Raw genomic sequence first — 16,508 nt, forward strand, 5'->3', positions numbered from 1 at the left:
CCCGACGGACAAACCCCCAGAACCCCCGACAGGCTCGTGCCCATGCGTGCCTCACCCCCACCGCTCGCCGGAGGCGAGACCGGCGCCGACGCCATGCGCCCCCTCCTGGACACGGTCCTCGACGCCCTGCGCGAAGGCGCCCACGCGCGCGGCGGGCCGATCCCGGCCGGCGGACCGGACGCGGTCGCCGCCCGGGTCCGGGACGCACTGGGGGAGGCCCTCCCGGAGGTCGGCACCGACCCCGCCACCACCCTCCACACCCTGGTCCGCGCCCTGGCGGAAGGCGCCGCCGACCCCGCGCACCCGCTCTGCGCCGCCCACCTCCACACCCCGCCCCTCGCGCTCGCCGCCGCCTCCGACCTCGCCGCGTCCGCGCTCAACCCCTCCATGGACTCCTGGGACCAGGCGCCCGCCGCCTCCGCCCTGGAGGAGCTGGTCACCGAGGCCCTCGCCAAGGCCGCGTACCCCACCGCGCCCCACCCCGACGCCCTCGTCACCACCGGCGGCACCGAGTCCAACCAGCTCGCCCTCCTCCTCGCCCGCGAGCGCCACGGCCCCGGCCACCCCCTCCAGCTCGTCGTCGGAGCCAACGCCCACCACTCCTTCCGCCGCGCCGCCTGGCTGCTCGGCCTCCCCGAGCCGGTGACCGTGCCCACCCCGAACGGCACCCTCGACCCCGTCGCCCTCGACGAGGCACTCACCGACCTCCCCGGCCCCCTCCTCGTCGCCGCCACCGCAGGCACCACCGACACCGGCCGCATCGACCCGCTCCCCGAGATCGCCACGCTCTGCGAGGCCCACCACGCCGAACTCCACGTCGACGCGGCCTACGGCGGAGCCGCCCTCTTCAGCGACACCCACCGCCCTCTCCTCGCCGGCCTCGACCACGCCCGCTCCGTCACGCTCGACCTGCACAAACTCGGCTGGCAGCCGGTCGCCGCCGGACTCCTCGCCGTCCGTGACGCGACCGACCTCGCCGCCCTCTCCCATACGGCCGACTACCTCAACGCCGACGACGACACCGAGGCCGGTCTCCCCGACCTCCTCGGCCGCTCCCTGCGCACCACCCGCCGCCCCGACATCCTCAAGATCGCCGTCACGCTGCGCGCCCTCGGCCGCTCCGGACTCGGTGCGCTCGTCGACCGGGTCTGCGCGCTCGCCCAGCACCTGGCAGACCTCGTCGAGAAGGCCCCCGCCCTGGAGCTCTACGAGCGACCGACGCTGACGACCGTCCTGTTCCGGCCCACGGACGCCGACGACGCCACCGTCGCCGCGATCCGCCGCACCCTTCTCGGCGAGGGCCGCGCGGTCCTCGGCCGGGCCCACGAGGACGGCCGGCTCTGGCTCAAGGCCACCCTGCTCAACCCCCACGCCACCCCCGGCGACCTCGAAGAGGTCCTCGCCCTCGTAGAAGCCCTGACGGAAGGCAGCACCGACCGATGACGGCCAGCACCCCCCAGCGAGACCTCGATCAGCCCCACGATCTGGTGGGCATCGGCATCGGACCCTTCAACCTCTCCCTCGCCGCGCTCGCCGACGGCGTCCCCGGAAGCCTCGCCGCCACCTTCTTCGAGCAGAGCCCGGCCTTCCACTGGCACCCCGGCCTCCTCATCGAGGGCGCCACCCTCCAAGTCCCCTTCCTCGCCGACCTGGTGACCCTCGCCGACCCCGCCAGCCCCTGGTCCTTCCTCAACTACCTGCGCACCCGCGACCGGCTCTTCCCCTTCTACTTCGCGGAGAAGTTCCACATCCAGCGCGCCGAGTACGACGCCTACTGCCGCTGGGTCAGCACCCGGCTGCCCGGCCTGCACTTCGGCCACCAGGTCGACTCCGTCCGCTGGAACCCCGAACGCTGCCTGTTCGAGGTCGACTTCACCCAGCTCGACGCCGAGGGCGAGGCCGAGGCGCTGGGGCGCGCGTACACCCGCAACGTCGTCCTCGGCGTCGGCACCGAGCCGTACGTCCCCGAGCCCCTGAAGCCGCTCGCCGCCGCCCCGAACGTCCCCGTCATCCACTCCGCCGAATACCTCGACCACCGCGAGCGGCTCCTCGCCGCCGAACACGTCACCGTCATCGGCTCCGGCCAGTCCGGGGCCGAGATCTTCCTCGACCTGCTCAAGGCCAGGCCCGCGGGGGCCGAGAAGATCCACTGGCTGGCGCGGACGGAGGCCTTCGCGCCGATGGAGTACTCCAAGCTCGGCCTGGAGCACTTCACCCCCGACTACACCCGCTATTTCCACTCCCTGCCCGAGCCCGTCCGCAACGAACTCGTGCCCCGCCAATGGCAGTTGCACAAGGGCATCGACACGGACACCATCGGCGCCATCCACGAGGAGCTCTACCGGCGCACCCTGCACGGCGGCTGGCCGGACGCCGTCCTCACCCCCGGCGTCCAGGTCCGCACCGCCGGACGGGTCGCCACCACGAAGGTGGAACTGCACCTGGAACACCTGCAGGAAGGCACCCGCTCCCGTCTCACCACCGACGCCGTCGTCCTCGCCACCGGCTACCGGGAGCGCCCGCTCTGCCGGATGCTCGCCGGACTCGACCCGTACACGCGCCACGACTCGGCCGGCCGGGCCAGGATCGACGGCGAGTTCCGGCTCGTCCTCGACGAGTCCGTCACCGGCTCCGTCTATGTGCAGAACGCCGAGAAGCACACCCACGGCGTCGGCGCCCCCGACCTCGGCCTCGCCGCCTGGCGCAGCGCCACCATCCTCAACTCGCTCACCGGCAAGGAGCCGTACCCGCTGCCGCGCCGCACCGCCTTCACCAGCTTCGGCCTGGAACGGCGAGAGGCGCCACGCGTCCCGGCCCAGGGCCAGGCGCTGACGCCTCTCACACAGAGCTGAACCGCCCGGCTCAGAACACGGGCACACCGTCCCGGGTCAGCTTCCAGTCCACCGACGCGAACTGGCCCGGGTCGATCGAACCCTTCGCCTTCACCCACTGGATGATCGTGTTGCGGATCTCGTCCGAGTTGGCCCACAGCTGCTTGGCGTTCGCGACGTGCGGGAACGCGCCACCACCGCTGGCACGGTAGTTGTTCACGGCCAGCACGAACTGCGCGGCCGGGTCGATCGGCTCGCCGCCGAAGGACAGGTTCACGATCCGCGAGCCCGCCGGCCTGGCGATGTCGATCTCGTACGTCACCCCGTACACGGCGTCGTAGTTGTAGTCCGGAGTGCCGTCCGCGTTCGTCAGCTTCGCGGTGTCCACGGGCGCCCCCGCCGGCGTCTGCACGTAGTACCGCGCCGAGAACTCCAGATAGTCCTTGATCTGGGCACCCGTCAGAAGGCGGGCCTCCAGGGTGTTCTCGAAGACGTAGAGGCCGGCCGCGTCCCTGATGGTGACCTGACCCGCCGGGATCGCCGCCGTACGGGAGAAGCAGGACGCCTGCGAGAGGACCGGCAGGGCCGCGTACTCGCCGCCGGCCAGCGCCGCCTTCACCGTCTCGGCCTGGACGTGGTTGATCAGGTCGATGATCGGCTCGTCCTTCCACGGCGCCTCGGCCGTGGCCATGGTCGCGGTGGAGGTGCCGATGATCTGGTTGACGTACGCGACGACCTTCTTGTGCTCGTCCGCGAGCAGCCCGACGATCTTCGGGTCCTCGTCCACCGTGTTGGAGTTCAGGACCTGGGCGCCTACCTTCTCGACAATCCAGCGGCCCTTCTGCCACACGAGCTCGAAGTCGAAGAGGGTGAGGCGCTGGCCCCACTTCAGCGGCTCGGACAGCACGACGTCCTTGCCGGTCTCCTTGTTCTTCACCCGGTACTCCGGGATCTCGGTGTGCGCGTGCCCCACGAGGATCGCGTCGATCCCGGGGACCTGCTCGGCGACGAGACCGGCCGCGTTCTCGACGTGGGGGAGCTGGTCACCGTACGAGGACGTGCCGCTGGAACCGCTGTGCGCCGACACGACCACGACGTCCGCGCCCATCGAGCGCAGCTTCGGCACCCACTTCGCCGCCTGCTCCTCCAGGCCGGGGAAGACCATCCTGCCGCTGACGTTGGCCTTGTCCCAGATGGCGATCCCGGGGTTGGTCAGCCCGAGCACCGCGACCTTCACGTCCCGGCCGTGCGGGGTGCGCAGTCGGTGCATGCTGTACGGCGGGAACGCCGGCCGCAGCGTCTTCGCGTCGAGCGCGTTGGCGCCGAGCAGCGGGAAGTCGCACTGCTCCTCGAACTTCCTGAGCACCGGGATGCCGTAGTTGAACTCGTGGTTGCCGAGGGCGGCGGCGTCGTAGCCGATGGCGTTCATCGCCTGCGCCATGGGGTGCACGGGACCGCGGCGGGCCGTGATCGGGTCGACCTTGGCGTAGTAGTACGACAGCTGGGTGCCCTGGATGGTGTCACCGGCGTCGATGAGAAGCGTGTTGCGCTTCCCCTTCGCCTTGCGCACCTGGTCGACGAGGGTGGAGATCTTCGCGAGACCGACGTCGTTGTGCGCCTTGTCGTCGAACTCCTTGTCGGTGAAGTAGTCCCAGTTGAAGACGTTCCCGTGCAGGTCGGTGGTGCCCATCACGGTGAAGGAGTACCGCTTGGCCGGCCCGGGGTGAGGTCCGTGGGCCTGCGCCGGGGCGGCGGCGACCCCCGTGGTGAGGGCGGCTCCGGCTCCGACGGCGACGGAGCTCTCCAGGAACGTCCGACGGTTCAGCGGCATGTGTTCTCCTTGGTCCAGTGGCGCACAACGCGCGTAGATTCTGGCCCACCCGTCACGTCGACAACAGAGGTATCGGGTTACGGAGTGGGAAAGTGTTCGGGACCGCAGGAGCGGTTCGCGTAGTTCGCACTGTTCGTACGAGGGAGACCGCCGTGACGAGTGAACACCCCACCCCCGAGGCCCCGCAGGTCACCGTGCGCGGTGAGGCGCGGCTTGAGGTCGACCCCGAGATCGCGCGCATCGGCGTGACGGTCGGCGCGCGCGGGACGGACCGCGGCGCTGCGCTCGCGGATCTGACCCGCCGCAACTCCCAGGTGCTCGACCTCGTCAAGTCCTACGGGGAGGCGGTGGAGAAGGTGGAGACGGGAGCGTTCTCGATCGCTCCGGAGCTGGGCAAGCACGGCCGGGCCGAGCGGGTCCGGGCCTACCACGGCCGGGTCCACATCACCGCGGAACTGAACGACTTCACGGCACTGGGGGAGCTGACGAGCCGTCTCGCCGACCTGGAGATGACCGGCGTCGACGGCCCGTGGTGGGCACTGCGCCCCGACTCGCCCTCGTACCGCCAGGCGCGCACCCAGGCGGTGGGGGAGGCGGTCCAGCGGGCCCGCGAGTACGCGGCCGCCCTCGGAACCACCCTCTCCGCCCTGCTCGAACTGTCGGACACGGGCCTGATCCCGCCGCCCGCCCCGGTGGGCGGCATGAGGATGGCCTTCGCGGCGGAGTCCGTCGACACGGCCCCACCCCTGGACCTGGAGCCACAGCGCCAGACGGTCACCGCCGAGGTGACGGCCCGATTCACCGTGCAGCCGCCGGTGCTGTGAGGCCCGGGCACGGTACGAGCGCCTCGTGCCCCGGCCCTCCCGGGCGGTGCGACTCCCTCACCCGAGGCTCCGATCTCGCGCGTGATCAACTCCTGATGCGTGCTCATCGGAGCAGGGATGCGCACACTTAAACACTTGTCAATAACCCTTCACGCAAAGGTTGTTGAACAGACATGCCCGGCCTCTTCTCTACCCACCGGTAAGCCCTAGGCTCGAACCATGCGCCGAGCAAAGATCGTTTGTACCCTGGGCCCCGCCACCGACACATACGACCAGATCAAGGCACTGGTCGAAGCGGGAATGGACGTCGCCCGATTCAACCTCAGCCACGGCAGCTACGCCGAACACGAGGAGCGCTACCAGCGCGTACGCAAAGCCTCCGACGAGACCGGCCGCAGCATCGGCGTCCTCGCCGACCTTCAAGGCCCGAAGATCCGGCTCGGCCGCTTCCGTGAAGGCCCCGTACTCCTCGAACGAGGCGACGACTTCACCATCACCGTCGAACCCGTCGAGGGCGACCGCCACATCTGCGGCACCACCTACGACGGCCTCGCCACCGACGTCACCACCGGCGAGCGCATCCTCGTCGACGACGGACGCGTCACCCTCGAAGTCACCTCCGTCGACGGACCCCGCGTCCACACCCGCGTCGTCGAAGGCGGCATGGTCTCCGACAACAAGGGCCTCAACCTGCCCGGAGTCGCCGTCTCCGTCCCCGCCCTCTCCGAGAAGGACATCGACGACCTCCGCTGGGCGCTGCGCACCGGCGCCGACATCATCGCCCTCTCCTTCGTCCGCAGCGGCCGCGACATCGACGACGTCCACCGCATCATGGACGAAGAGGGCCGCCGCCTCCCCGTCATCGCCAAGATCGAGAAGCCCCAGGCCGTCGCGAACATCGACGACATCGTCGCCGCCTTCGACGGCATCATGGTCGCCCGCGGCGACCTCGGCGTCGAGATGCCCCTCGAACAGGTCCCGATCGTCCAGAAGCGCGCCATCAAGCTCGCCAAGCGCAACGCCAAGCCGGTCATCGTCGCCACCCAGATGCTCGACTCGATGATCGACAACTCCCGGCCGACACGCGCCGAGGCGAGCGACGTCGCGAACGCCGTCATCGACGGCACCGACGCCGTGATGCTCTCCGGCGAGACCAGCGTCGGCAAGTACCCCATCGAGACCGTCCGCACCATGGGCCGGATCGTCGAGGCCGCCGAGGAGGACGTGCTCGCCAAGGGCCTCCCGCCACTGACCGACCGGAACAAGCCCCGCACACAGGGCGGAGCCGTCGCCCGCGCCGCCGCCGAAATGGGCGACTTCCTCGGCGCCAAGTTCCTCGTCGCCTTCACCCAGTCCGGCGACACCGTCAAGCGCCTCTCCCGCTACCGCTCGCCCATCCCCCTGCTCGCCTTCACCCCCGACCCGGCCACCCGCTCCCAGCTCAACCTCACCTGGGGCGTCGAGACCTTCCTCGGCCCGCACGTCGACTCCACCGACGCCATGGTCGCCCAGGTCGACGAAGAACTCCTCAGGATCGGCCGCTGCCGGAAGGGCGACGTCGTCGTCATCACCGCCGGCTCCCCGCCCGGTGTCCCCGGCTCCACCAACCTCGTCCGTGTCCACCACATCGGCGAGGACGACAGCCCGAAGGAGTGACCACGGCGGCCCCGTCGCGCCCCGACCCCCAGGTCCAACCGCGAAGGTGACGCCATGTCACACCACCTCAGCGGCCCCCACCTGCGCTCCCCGATGAACGACGCCCGCCTGGACCTGACCGACCTCTTCGCCTTCACCGTCCCCGGCGGGCGCACCGCGCTCATCATGAACGTCAACCCGATCGCGCCCACCGGCGGCACCGCGTTCCACCCCGACGCGGTCTACCGCATCAACGTCGACACCGACGGCGACAACCAGGCCGACATCGCCTTCAGCTTCACCTTCTCCGACCCCGCGGAGGACGGCGAGCAGACCCTCACCCTCCACCGCGCCACCGGCACCGAGGCCCGCGCCCACGAAGCCGCCGGCACCCCGCTCTTCACCGACGTCCCCGTCTCCTTCGGCCGTGAACTGTCCGTCACCGAAGCCGACGGCTACAAGGTCTCCGCCGGACTGCGCAGCGACCCCTTCTTCGCCGACCTCGACGGCATCGTCGCCGACTTCACCTGGACCGGCACCGACTGGGGCGCCGACAAGAACGTCTTCGGCATCGCCCTCGAAATGCCCGACGCCGAACTCGGCGACAACCCGAAGATCGGTGTCTGGGCCCGCGTCAGCCTCCACGTGGACGGCGAACTGAAGTCCGTCGACCGCGGAGCCCACCCCTCCCTCACCGCGTACCTCAACGCGGACGAGGTCAAGGACGCCTACAACGAGGGCGAACCGGCCGACGACTGGGCGACCTACCTCGAACCCTGGAAGGCCGCCCTCGCCCACACCGGCGGCTACGCCCCCGACGCGGCGGAAGAGGCCCTGCGGACGGTCCTCCCGGACGTCCTGCGCTACGACCGCACCAAGCCCGCCGCCTACCCCAACGGCCGGACCCTGACGGACGACGTCACCTCGGCCCGGCTCGCGATGATCTCGAACGGCAAGGTCACCTCGGACCACATCGGCCCGCACGGAGACCTGTTGCCACACTTCCCGTACCTGGGAACGCCGCACTGAGTCGGTCGCGGTTCGGCTGGCGCGGTCACCGGGTCGGCCGAAGATCACCGACGGAAAGCTGGAACCTTTAAATCGAAGGTAGAGTGCCCCGGGTGGGATTCGAACCCACGCTGGATGGTGTTTGAGACCACTGCCTCTACCGCTGGGCTACCGGGGCATCCTTCAGAACGAAGATCGGCGGTCACCCGCCGTGCCCCCACCTTACAGGAGGTGGGTAGGCTCTTGGGGAGCTGTATCCGCCTTGGAAGAGGCCTTGAACGAGGAGCCCCCGTGACCGCCCCCGAGTCGCCCCAGCCCGCCGACGACGCCGATGCGTCGCACGTCCCGCCGCTGACGACCCGTGTCGTCATCGCCGAGGACGAGGCCCTCATCCGCCTCGATCTCAAAGAGATGCTCGAAGAAGAGGGCTACTCGGTCGTCGGCGAGGCCGGCGACGGTGCCCGGGCCGTCGAGCTCGCGCGGGAGCACCGCCCCGACCTCGTCATCCTCGATGTGAAGATGCCCGTCCTGGACGGGATCTCCGCGGCCGAGAAGATCGCCGGGGAGTCCATCGCACCCGTCCTGATGCTCACCGCCTTCTCGCAGCGCGACCTCGTCGAGCGGGCGCGGGACGCCGGTGCCATGGCGTACCTGGTGAAGCCGTTCAGCAAGAGCGACGTCGTGCCGGCCATCGAGATGGCCGTGTCCCGGTTCGCGGAGTTGCGCGCGCTGGAGAAGGAGGTCGAGGACCTCTCGCAGCGGCTGGAGACCCGCAAGCTCGTGGACCGGGCGAAGAGCATCCTGCAGACGCAGTACGGGCTCACCGAGCCCGCCGCGTTCCGGTGGATCCAGAAGACGTCCATGGACCGGCGCATGTCGATGCAGCAGGTCGCCGAGGCGGTCATCGAGGACGCCGAGGAGAAGAAGGCGGCGAAGGGCCAGCAGTAGCCGCGCCGTAGACAGGAGAAGGCCCGCCCCACAACGCTGTGGGGCGGGCCTTCTGTCTGTGGTGCGGTTCTACTCCTCGCCGAGGTAGGTCTTGCGGACCTCGTCGTCGTGGAGCAGGTCCTGGCCGGTGCCGGAGAGCTTGACGGAGCCGACCTCCAGGACGTAGCCGTAGTCCGCCAGGGACAGGGCGGCCTGGGCGTTCTGCTCGATGAGCAGGATGGTCATGCCCTCGGCCTTGAGCGTGGCGATGGTCTCCATGATCTTCTGCATCATGATCGGGGAGAGACCCATCGACGGCTCGTCGAGCATGAGCAGCTTGGGCTGGGACATCAACGCGCGGCCCATGGCCAGCATCTGCTGCTCACCACCGGAGAGCGTGCCCGCGGCCTGCTTGCGACGCTCGCCCAGGATGGGGAAGAGGTCGTAGGCGCGCTGGACGTCCTTCTCGATGCCGTCCTTGTCCTTGCGGAGGAAGGCGCCGAGCTGGAGGTTCTCGGCGATGGTCAGCTTCGGGAAGATGTGCCGGCCCTCGGGGGAGTGGGCCATTCCGAGGGAGACCACCTTGTGGGCGGGGATGCCGTTGAGCACCTGGCCGTCGAAGGTGATCTTCCCGCTCGCGGGCTTGATGAGGCCCGAGAGGGTGCGCAGGGTGGTGGTCTTGCCGGCGCCGTTGGTGCCGATCAGGGTGACGACCTGACCGGCGTCGACGGAGAAGGAGATGCCCTTGACGGCCTCGATCTTGCCGTAGGCGACCCTGAGGTCCTCGACCTCGAGAAGAGCGGTCACTTGGAGTCTCCTTCGGTGGTGCTTTCCGCTGCCGGAGCGTCGTCGGCGTCGGCGGCGTCCTCGGCCTCGGGGGCTTCGGGAGCCTCGTCGGCCGGGGCCTCGTCGGCTTCGGCCTCGGCCTCGGCGGGAGCCTCAGCCGCCGCTTCCGCCTCGGCGTGCGCCTCCGCCGCCTCGACCTCCGCGACCTCCTCCGCGCCCGGCGCGCCCTCGAACGGCGTACCGAGGTAGGCCGCGACGACGCGCTCGTCGCCCTGGACGACCTCGGACGTGCCCTCGACGAGCTTCTCGCCCTGGACCAGCACCGCGACGCGGTCGCACAGGTTGAAGATGAACTTCATGTCGTGCTCGATGACCAGGACGGCGATGCCCTTGTCACGGATCGCGAAGACGAGCTCCTCGGTCGTGCGGGTCTCGTTCTGGTTCATGCCGGCCGTCGGCTCGTCGAGGAGCAGCAGGCCGGGGTCGCTCGCCAGCGCCCGGGCGATCTCCAGCTTGCGCTGTTCGCCGTAGGGCAGGTTGCGGGCGAGGTGCTCCGCCTTGCTCGCCAGGCCGACGAACTCCAGGAGTTCCATGGCGCGTTCGCGCGAGGCGACCTCCGCCTTCTTGAAGCCGGGGCCGCGCAGGAGCGCGGACCAGAGGCCCTCCTTGGTCCGGGTGTGGCGTCCGACGAGGACGTTCTCCAGGACCGTCATGTTGGAGAAGAGGCGGATGTTCTGGAAGGTACGAGCGATGCCGGCCTTGGTGACCAGGTGCGGCTTGGGCGGCAGCACGGTCCCCTTGTAGCTGACCGTTCCCTCGGTGGGGACGTACAGACCGGTCAGGCAGTTGAAGAACGTGGTCTTGCCGGCGCCGTTGGGGCCGATCAGACCGACGATCTCGCCCTCGCGGACAGTCAGGTCCACTCCGCGTACGGCGGTGAGGCCGCCGAAGCGCATGGTGACACCGCTGGCGTCGAGGACCGTGGCGGCGGTGGACGCCGCTGCCGTGGTTTCCGTGGTGGTGGTCGTCATGGCGTTCACGCCCCCGCCTTCGAGGTTCCGACGATGGGGTCGGCGGGGGGCCGCTGCTCCGGTACGTCGAGCTTGTCGGCGTTCTCGTCGTGCTCGTGGTACTCGAGCTGCGCGCGCCGGTTGGGGATGAGGCCCTCCGGGCGGAAGCGCATCAGCAGGATGAGCGCGAGACCGAACGCGAGGAGCTGGTAGTCCTTCAGGAAGGCCAGCTTCTCGGGGATGAGGAAGAGCAGTGCCGCGCCGAGGAGCGGACCGCGGATGGTGCCCATGCCGCCGAGGATGACGGCCGCGAGAAGGAACGCGGAGTTCGGGGCGACGGGGCCGGCGAACACGTACATCTCGGGGAGGACCGTGCCCTGGAAGTGGGCCTGGACCGTGCCGGCGACGCCGGCGAGGGTGGCGCCGAGGGCGAAGGCGATGAGCTTGACCCGGAAGCCGTTGATGCCCATGGCGGTCGCCGCGGTCTCGTCCTCGCGGATGGCGACCCAGGCGCGGCCGATGCGGGAGTCCTGCGCCCGGCTGAAGACCAGCACGACGAAGACCATCACCAGCAGCATCAGCAGGTAGTAGTTGGCGTACGAGCCGAGTTCCACGCCGAGGATGGTGTGGGTCTCGCCGAAGTCGTACCCGAAGATGTTCAGCGCCGGGATGTTCGGGATGCCGTTCGGGCCGTTGGTGATCTGCGGGCCGTTGTCGCCGTCCATGTTGTTGACGGTGATACGGAAGATCTCACCGAAGCCGAGCGTCACGATGGCCAGGTAGTCACCGTGCAGCCGCAGGGTCGGCGCGCCGATGATGACGCCGAAGATCAGCGAGGCGATGGCGCCGATGATCATGGCGACCCAGAACGGGAGCTGGATGTCGAACGCGGAGGCGGTCGATCCCGAGACGAGGGCGGCCGTGTAGGCGCCGACGCCGAGGAACGCGACGTAACCGAGGTCGAGCAGACCCGCCAGGCCGACGACCACGTTCAGACCGAGGGCGACCGTGGCGAAGATCAGGATCTGTACCGCGATCACGGTGAACGTGTCGGTGGTCTGCGTGAAGGGGAAGACGGCCGCGGCGGCGAACGCCGCGACGGCGGCGATCTGCTTGTTCTTCGACGCGATGGCCGAGATACGGCTGACGAGACCGGACTTGTTGAGCGCGGCGGCGCCGAAGCCCGCGAGGAGCAGGTAGCCGATGAAGAGCTCGGGGTCCTCGGTCGAGATGCCGTACGTGACGGCGTACATGCCGATCGCGAAGGCGACGACGATGACGAGGATCTCGGCCCAGGAGGGGATCTCCTTGGGCTTCGCCGGCTTGCGGGAGTCGTCCTTGAGCGAGAACGAGGCGAGCGGGATCAGTACCGCGACGAAGGCCACGTACGCACCGGGCTCCCAGTGCGCGATGCCGCCGAGCTGCGCCGCGATGGCGATCACGGTGTACCAGGTGGTGCCGAGCGCGCCGAGGGCGAGGAACTGCAGGGCCTTCGCCGAGCCGCCGGGGGTGAGCCAGCGCAGGCCCTTGATGCCGAGCCCGGAGAGGGCGAAGGCGATCAGGAGGAGGCCCGCGACGAGGGTGAGGACCTGGAGGCCGCCGGGGTAGCCGTTGACCGTGAGGTCGCCGGGGAACTCGGTGGTGTACGTCCAGGCGAGGAAGGTGCTCGCGATGGTGGCGAGGCCGCCGGCCGCGATGATCCAGTGGAGGAGGCCCGCGCTCTTGGCGTCCGTGTTCTCCACGATGCCGGACTCCTGGGGAGTCTCGGGGGTCTTGGTGAGGTTCGTCATCGCGATCACGCCCTGTCCGCGGTGCGTTGACCCAGCAGACCTTGTGGTCTGAACAGGAGCACCAGGATGAGGAGGGAGAACACCCAGATGTCCTTCCAGGCACCACCGCCGAACTGCGCCATCCCGGGGATGTGCTCGACGTATGCGATGGAGAGGGTCTCCGCGAGACCGAGCACGACGCCGCCGATCATGGCGCCGTAGATGTTGCCGATGCCACCGAGGACGGCTGCGGTGAAGGCCTTGAGGCCCAGCAGGAAGCCCATCTCGAAGCGGATCTGGCCCTTGTCGAGGCCCTCGGCGACCGCTGCGACCGCGGCGAACGCGGCGCCGATGGCGAACGCCATCACGATGATGCGGTCGGTGTTGATGCCCATCAGCTTCGCGGTGTCCGGGTCCTGCGCCGTGGCCTGCATGGCGCGGCCGCTGCGGCTCTTCGAGACGAAGAGGCCGAGGGCGAGCATGCACATCGGGGCGGCGACGAGGACGAACGTGTCAGCGCGGGAGATCGACAGGCCGTCGAAGATCTCGAAGGGTCCGCCCTTGAATTCGGGGAAGGTGACCTTGCTCTTGGCTCCCGGGTAGAAACCCCAGATGAGCTGCTGGAGCACGATCGACAGACCGATGGCCGTGATCAGGGGGGCGAGCCGGGGCGCGCCGCGCAGCGGGCGGTAGGCGAAGCGTTCGGCGGCGGTGGCGACGGCCACGGAGACCACCGCGCCGCCTATCAGCATCACGGGGATCGCGATCACGAGGGCGGTGCCCTCGGGCAGGATCGTGTATGCCGTGAGGGCGCCGAAGCCCCCGATCATGAAGATCTCGCCATGGGCGAAGTTGATGAGCTGGACGATGCCGTAGACCATCGTGTAACCGATGGCGATGAGGCCGTAAAGGGCCCCCAGGGCAAGGCCGTCGGCCAGCTGTTGCGGCAGTTCGTTCACCGCAGGGCCTCCGATGAGCGTGTCGGATATGACACCGCGCGAGGGCGCTGTTTGCGCCCTCGCGCGGCTTGGTTCATTTGGTGCGTGTTACGGGGTGGTACGGGGTCAGTCCTTGAAGGTCTCGGACTTCACGTCGACCCAGGCGCCGTTCTTGACCTGGTAGACGGTGAGCTGCTTGTTCGTGGTGTCGCCGTACTCGTCGAAGGAGACCTTGCCGGTCACACCCTCGAAGGAGACCTTGGACATGGCCTCGGTGACCTTGGCGCGGGCGTCGTCGGGGAGCTTGCCGTTGTTGGCGGCGACGACGGCCTTGACGGCCTGGATGATCGACCACGCGGCGTCGTAGGAGTAGCCGCCGTAGGCCGCGTACGGGTCCTTGTAGCCGGCCGCGGTGTAGTCGGCGATGAACTTCTTGGCGGTCGGGAGCTTCTCGACCGGGAAGCCGACCGAGGTGGCCAGGTCACCGTCGTTGGCCTCGCCGGACGCCTTGATGAACTCCGGGTCGTAGATGCCGTCGCCACCCATGGTGGGGATCTTGGCGCCGGTCTTCTTGACCTGGTCGGAGAGCAGGCCGCCCTCGGGGTACTGGCCGCCGAAGTAGACGGAGTCGGCGCCCGAGCCCTTGATCTTGTTGGCGGTGGAGGAGAAGTCCGTCTCCTTGACCGTCACGGAGTCGGTGCCGACGACGGTGCCGCCGAGGCGCTTGAACTCGTCGGAGAAGATCGCGGCGAGGCCGGCGCCGTAGGTCTGCTTGTCGTTGACGACGAAGACCTTCTTCTTACCGGCGTCCTTGAACAGGTAGTTCGCGGCGAACTTGCCCTGGATGACGTCGGTGGTGGCGGTACGGAAGTAGGTCTTGAAGGGACGCTTGAAGTCGCCCTTGCCCCAGTTGTCGCCCTGCGAGAGCGAGGGGTTCGTGTTGGCCGGGGAGACCTGCGTGAGGTTGGCCTTGTCGAAGTCCGCCTGCATGGACTGCGAGACGCCGGAGTTCAGCGGGCCGACGACGCCGAGGACGTCCTTGATGCCGACGAGCTTGGTGGCGTTGGCCTTACCGGTGGCCGGGACGGCCTGGTCGTCGAGGGCCTCGATCTTGAAGGTGACGCCCGGGACTTCTTTGTTCTTGTTGGCGGTCTGGACCGCCAGGTCCACGGAGTTCTTGATGCCCTGACCCAGCGCGGAGAGCGAACCCGTGAGCGGCGCGTCGACACCGATGACGACGGTGGTGTTGCCGCTGGAGTTGTCGCTCGTTCCCTTGTCGTCGCGCGAACCGCAGGCGGTGAGGGTGAGTGCTCCCGTGGTGATCACGGTGGTGAGGATGAGCAAGGAACGGTGTCGCACGATGAATCCTTTCCCTGGCGCGGCCCCCTCAGCTGAGGCGGTGCCGTTAAGCGTGGAGCCGGAGGTGCCGTTTGTGAATGCCGGGCCGTACTGGGGATGACTGGGTGGTGCTGGGCCGTGCAGTGGACGCGCCCGGCGGCGCGGTGACTGGCGGTGACTCTAAGCGCAGGTGAGGGAGGTGGGGAGCGAGGAGGTCAGGATGTGACTGTCTTGTTATCGCGAGGGGGAGAGGAGGTGGACAGGGGGTGGGCAAATTGGGGCATACCGGTCAGCAATGTGCTGTTCACATAGTGAGAACGCCCAGTTCCGCTAAGGGGCTTGAGCAGATCTTGCTCCTGTCGGACCGCTTATGACTGTCTCCGGATACCGGACACCCCTCCAGGCGTGAGCGAACAGAACGCCGCTGAGGTGCCCCACCGGATCGACATACGGATGTCACGGAGTGTTACGGAGGTGGCTTCCAGTTCTCCGAGCTTCCGGTCGCCCCGTTCGTCGACGCGCACCGTCTTCGGGTCTCCTGGTCGGCGAAGGCCGCCGCTGCCCCGTGTCCCTCCTGGCGCTCCTTGGTTCGGGCGCCGGAGAGGACCTCGTCGTGGATCTTCAACTGCTCATTGGAAAGCCCTTTTTGTTCCCAATCGAGCCCCGCCCACTTGCTCCCCGTGAGCGCCTCCTTCACCCAGTACGCGACGAGGTCGGTGCAGATGTCCACCGCCGTCCTGGGCTGCGCGGGCGCCGGGGCGGGGCTGCCTGCCGAGCAGCCGGACAGGGTGGCCAGAGCGCCAGAGGCCAGGACCGCGGCGAGCGCGGTCCCTGCCGGAGCGTACGGCGGGAACCTCATGTCCGGGACGCTAGGGGATCTCGTACGAGGGCACAACAGGCTGGCTGATTAAGGCAGTTGGATGGCGGCGCGAGGGGGTGCGGATGCGGGGCGGGTCGAGCCGGTGCGCCACGGGCGGGGCATTGCGGGGGCCTGTCGGCCGCGCCGGCGGTGGCTGCCGGGGATCGTCGGGCGATGGGCGTGGCGACGTTTCGATCCGCCCGAATCGCCCTGACACGTGCCGCTGTTGCCCTGTGGAGCGGTTGTGCGGAGCCGGATCCGTGCGGTGTTGGGCGCGGTGAACGTGATGCGGCGCCCCGAGGTGGTCGCCGCCGCCTGGGTGGGCCAGGCCTCCCGGGGGTCGGGCCGGGGGCTTCGGTGTCCGGAAGTCGATACTCCCGTGTGCCCTCGGTCGGTGGCCCCCGCGTTCGGAAGCCGACGTTCCGCGTCCGGGGGCCGGTGTTCCGGCGCCCGGCGTCCCGCGCGTGGGACGCCGCCCGGACGACGGGGCTCCGCACCCTCCGGAAGGGGCGCTGTGACACCCGGCGACGAGGAGTGCCGGCTCGCGCGGCGGTGACACCCGGTGACCGTGAGGCCTTGATCGTCCCGGAATCCGGGGGCGGTGGCGCGGGGCGGTCGGGCGGCGGGGCGGTCGGGCGGTGGTGCGTGGGGCGGCCGCGCGGCGGCGCGGGGTCTTCGCCCGGGGCCCCCGGGGCCCCGGGCCCCCGGCAGGCCGCTCCCGGCGTATCGCTCCTGACACGGCGCGGCCCGGG

General features: G+C 69.5%; 13 protein-coding genes and 1 tRNA gene. 6 read left to right on the forward strand and 8 right to left on the reverse strand.

What is annotated here, in order from left to right:
- The first annotated feature begins 42 nt into the window (after positions 1-42).
- Positions 43-1,443 carry a pyridoxal phosphate-dependent decarboxylase family protein gene (locus ACFC0D_RS29170; RefSeq protein ID WP_376442120.1) on the forward strand — a complete coding sequence of 467 codons (1,401 nt, stop codon included), beginning with the start codon at positions 43-45 and terminating at the stop codon, positions 1,441-1,443.
- Positions 1,440-2,852 (forward strand): lysine N(6)-hydroxylase/L-ornithine N(5)-oxygenase family protein, encoded by a 1,413-nt coding sequence (locus tag ACFC0D_RS29175; protein ID WP_376442123.1) that lies wholly within the window; start codon positions 1,440-1,442, stop codon positions 2,850-2,852. Before ACFC0D_RS29170 ends, ACFC0D_RS29175 begins: the two co-directional genes overlap by 4 nt.
- Positions 2,853-2,862: 10 nt before the next feature.
- Here ACFC0D_RS29175 and ACFC0D_RS29180 read toward each other — a convergent pair whose 3' ends face one another.
- The gene (locus tag ACFC0D_RS29180; RefSeq protein WP_376442125.1) at positions 2,863-4,662 is read right to left on the reverse strand and encodes a bifunctional metallophosphatase/5'-nucleotidase; all 1,800 of its coding nucleotides are present in this window, start codon (positions 4,660-4,662) and stop codon (positions 2,863-2,865) included.
- A 152-nt stretch (positions 4,663-4,814) separates the two neighbouring features.
- Between ACFC0D_RS29180 and ACFC0D_RS29185 the strand changes: the two genes are divergently transcribed.
- The 3 genes from ACFC0D_RS29185 to ACFC0D_RS29195 all read left to right on the forward strand — a co-directional run bounded on the left by ACFC0D_RS29185 (position 4,815) and on the right by ACFC0D_RS29195 (position 8,150).
- The gene (locus ACFC0D_RS29185) at positions 4,815-5,486 is read left to right on the forward strand and encodes an SIMPL domain-containing protein (RefSeq protein WP_376442127.1); all 672 of its coding nucleotides are present in this window, start codon (positions 4,815-4,817) and stop codon (positions 5,484-5,486) included.
- A gap of 219 nt (positions 5,487-5,705) precedes the next feature.
- Positions 5,706-7,142, forward strand: a complete 1,437-nt coding sequence (pyk, locus tag ACFC0D_RS29190) for a pyruvate kinase (protein WP_376442130.1) — start codon at positions 5,706-5,708, stop codon at positions 7,140-7,142.
- Positions 7,143-7,196: 54 nt separating this feature from the next.
- A complete protein-coding gene (locus ACFC0D_RS29195) occupies positions 7,197-8,150 on the forward strand; it encodes a DUF4331 family protein (RefSeq protein WP_376442133.1) in 954 nt (317 codons plus the stop codon).
- 84 nt (positions 8,151-8,234) lie between these two features.
- Here ACFC0D_RS29195 and ACFC0D_RS29200 read toward each other — a convergent pair.
- Positions 8,235-8,307, reverse strand: a tRNA-Leu gene (locus ACFC0D_RS29200).
- A gap of 113 nt (positions 8,308-8,420) precedes the next feature.
- Here ACFC0D_RS29200 and ACFC0D_RS29205 point away from each other — a divergent pair.
- Positions 8,421-9,077, forward strand: coding sequence for a response regulator (locus ACFC0D_RS29205; RefSeq protein WP_329121809.1), 657 nt, complete (start codon positions 8,421-8,423; stop codon positions 9,075-9,077).
- A gap of 69 nt (positions 9,078-9,146) precedes the next feature.
- On the opposite strand, the gene ACFC0D_RS29210 is transcribed toward ACFC0D_RS29205, so the two are convergent.
- From ACFC0D_RS29210 to ACFC0D_RS29235, 6 genes are all read right to left on the reverse strand, one after another.
- Entirely contained in the window at positions 9,147-9,863 is a 717-nt protein-coding gene (locus tag ACFC0D_RS29210) for an ABC transporter ATP-binding protein (protein ID WP_376442136.1), read from the reverse strand.
- Positions 9,860-10,873, reverse strand: a complete 1,014-nt coding sequence (locus ACFC0D_RS29215) for an ABC transporter ATP-binding protein (RefSeq protein ID WP_376442150.1) — start codon at positions 10,871-10,873, stop codon at positions 9,860-9,862. The genes ACFC0D_RS29210 and ACFC0D_RS29215 overlap by 4 nt, the downstream gene beginning before the upstream one ends.
- 5 nt (positions 10,874-10,878) lie before the next feature.
- Positions 10,879-12,642 (reverse strand): branched-chain amino acid ABC transporter permease, encoded by a 1,764-nt coding sequence (locus ACFC0D_RS29220; protein ID WP_376442152.1) that lies wholly within the window; start codon positions 12,640-12,642, stop codon positions 10,879-10,881.
- A 5-nt stretch (positions 12,643-12,647) separates the two neighbouring features.
- Positions 12,648-13,580 (reverse strand): branched-chain amino acid ABC transporter permease, encoded by a 933-nt coding sequence (locus ACFC0D_RS29225; protein ID WP_376442139.1) that lies wholly within the window; start codon positions 13,578-13,580, stop codon positions 12,648-12,650.
- Between the two features lie 105 nt (positions 13,581-13,685).
- A complete protein-coding gene (locus ACFC0D_RS29230; protein ID WP_376442142.1) occupies positions 13,686-14,918 on the reverse strand; it encodes a branched-chain amino acid ABC transporter substrate-binding protein in 1,233 nt (410 codons plus the stop codon).
- Positions 14,919-15,363: 445 nt separating this feature from the next.
- On the reverse strand, positions 15,364-15,756 hold the full coding sequence (locus ACFC0D_RS29235; protein WP_376442145.1) for a hypothetical protein: 393 nt from the start codon (positions 15,754-15,756) through the stop codon (positions 15,364-15,366).
- Positions 15,757-16,508 lie beyond the last annotated feature (752 nt).

It is taken from the genome of Streptomyces sp. NPDC056222 (assembly GCF_042264065.1).
Taxonomy (GTDB): Bacteria; Actinomycetota; Actinomycetes; order Streptomycetales; family Streptomycetaceae; genus Streptomyces.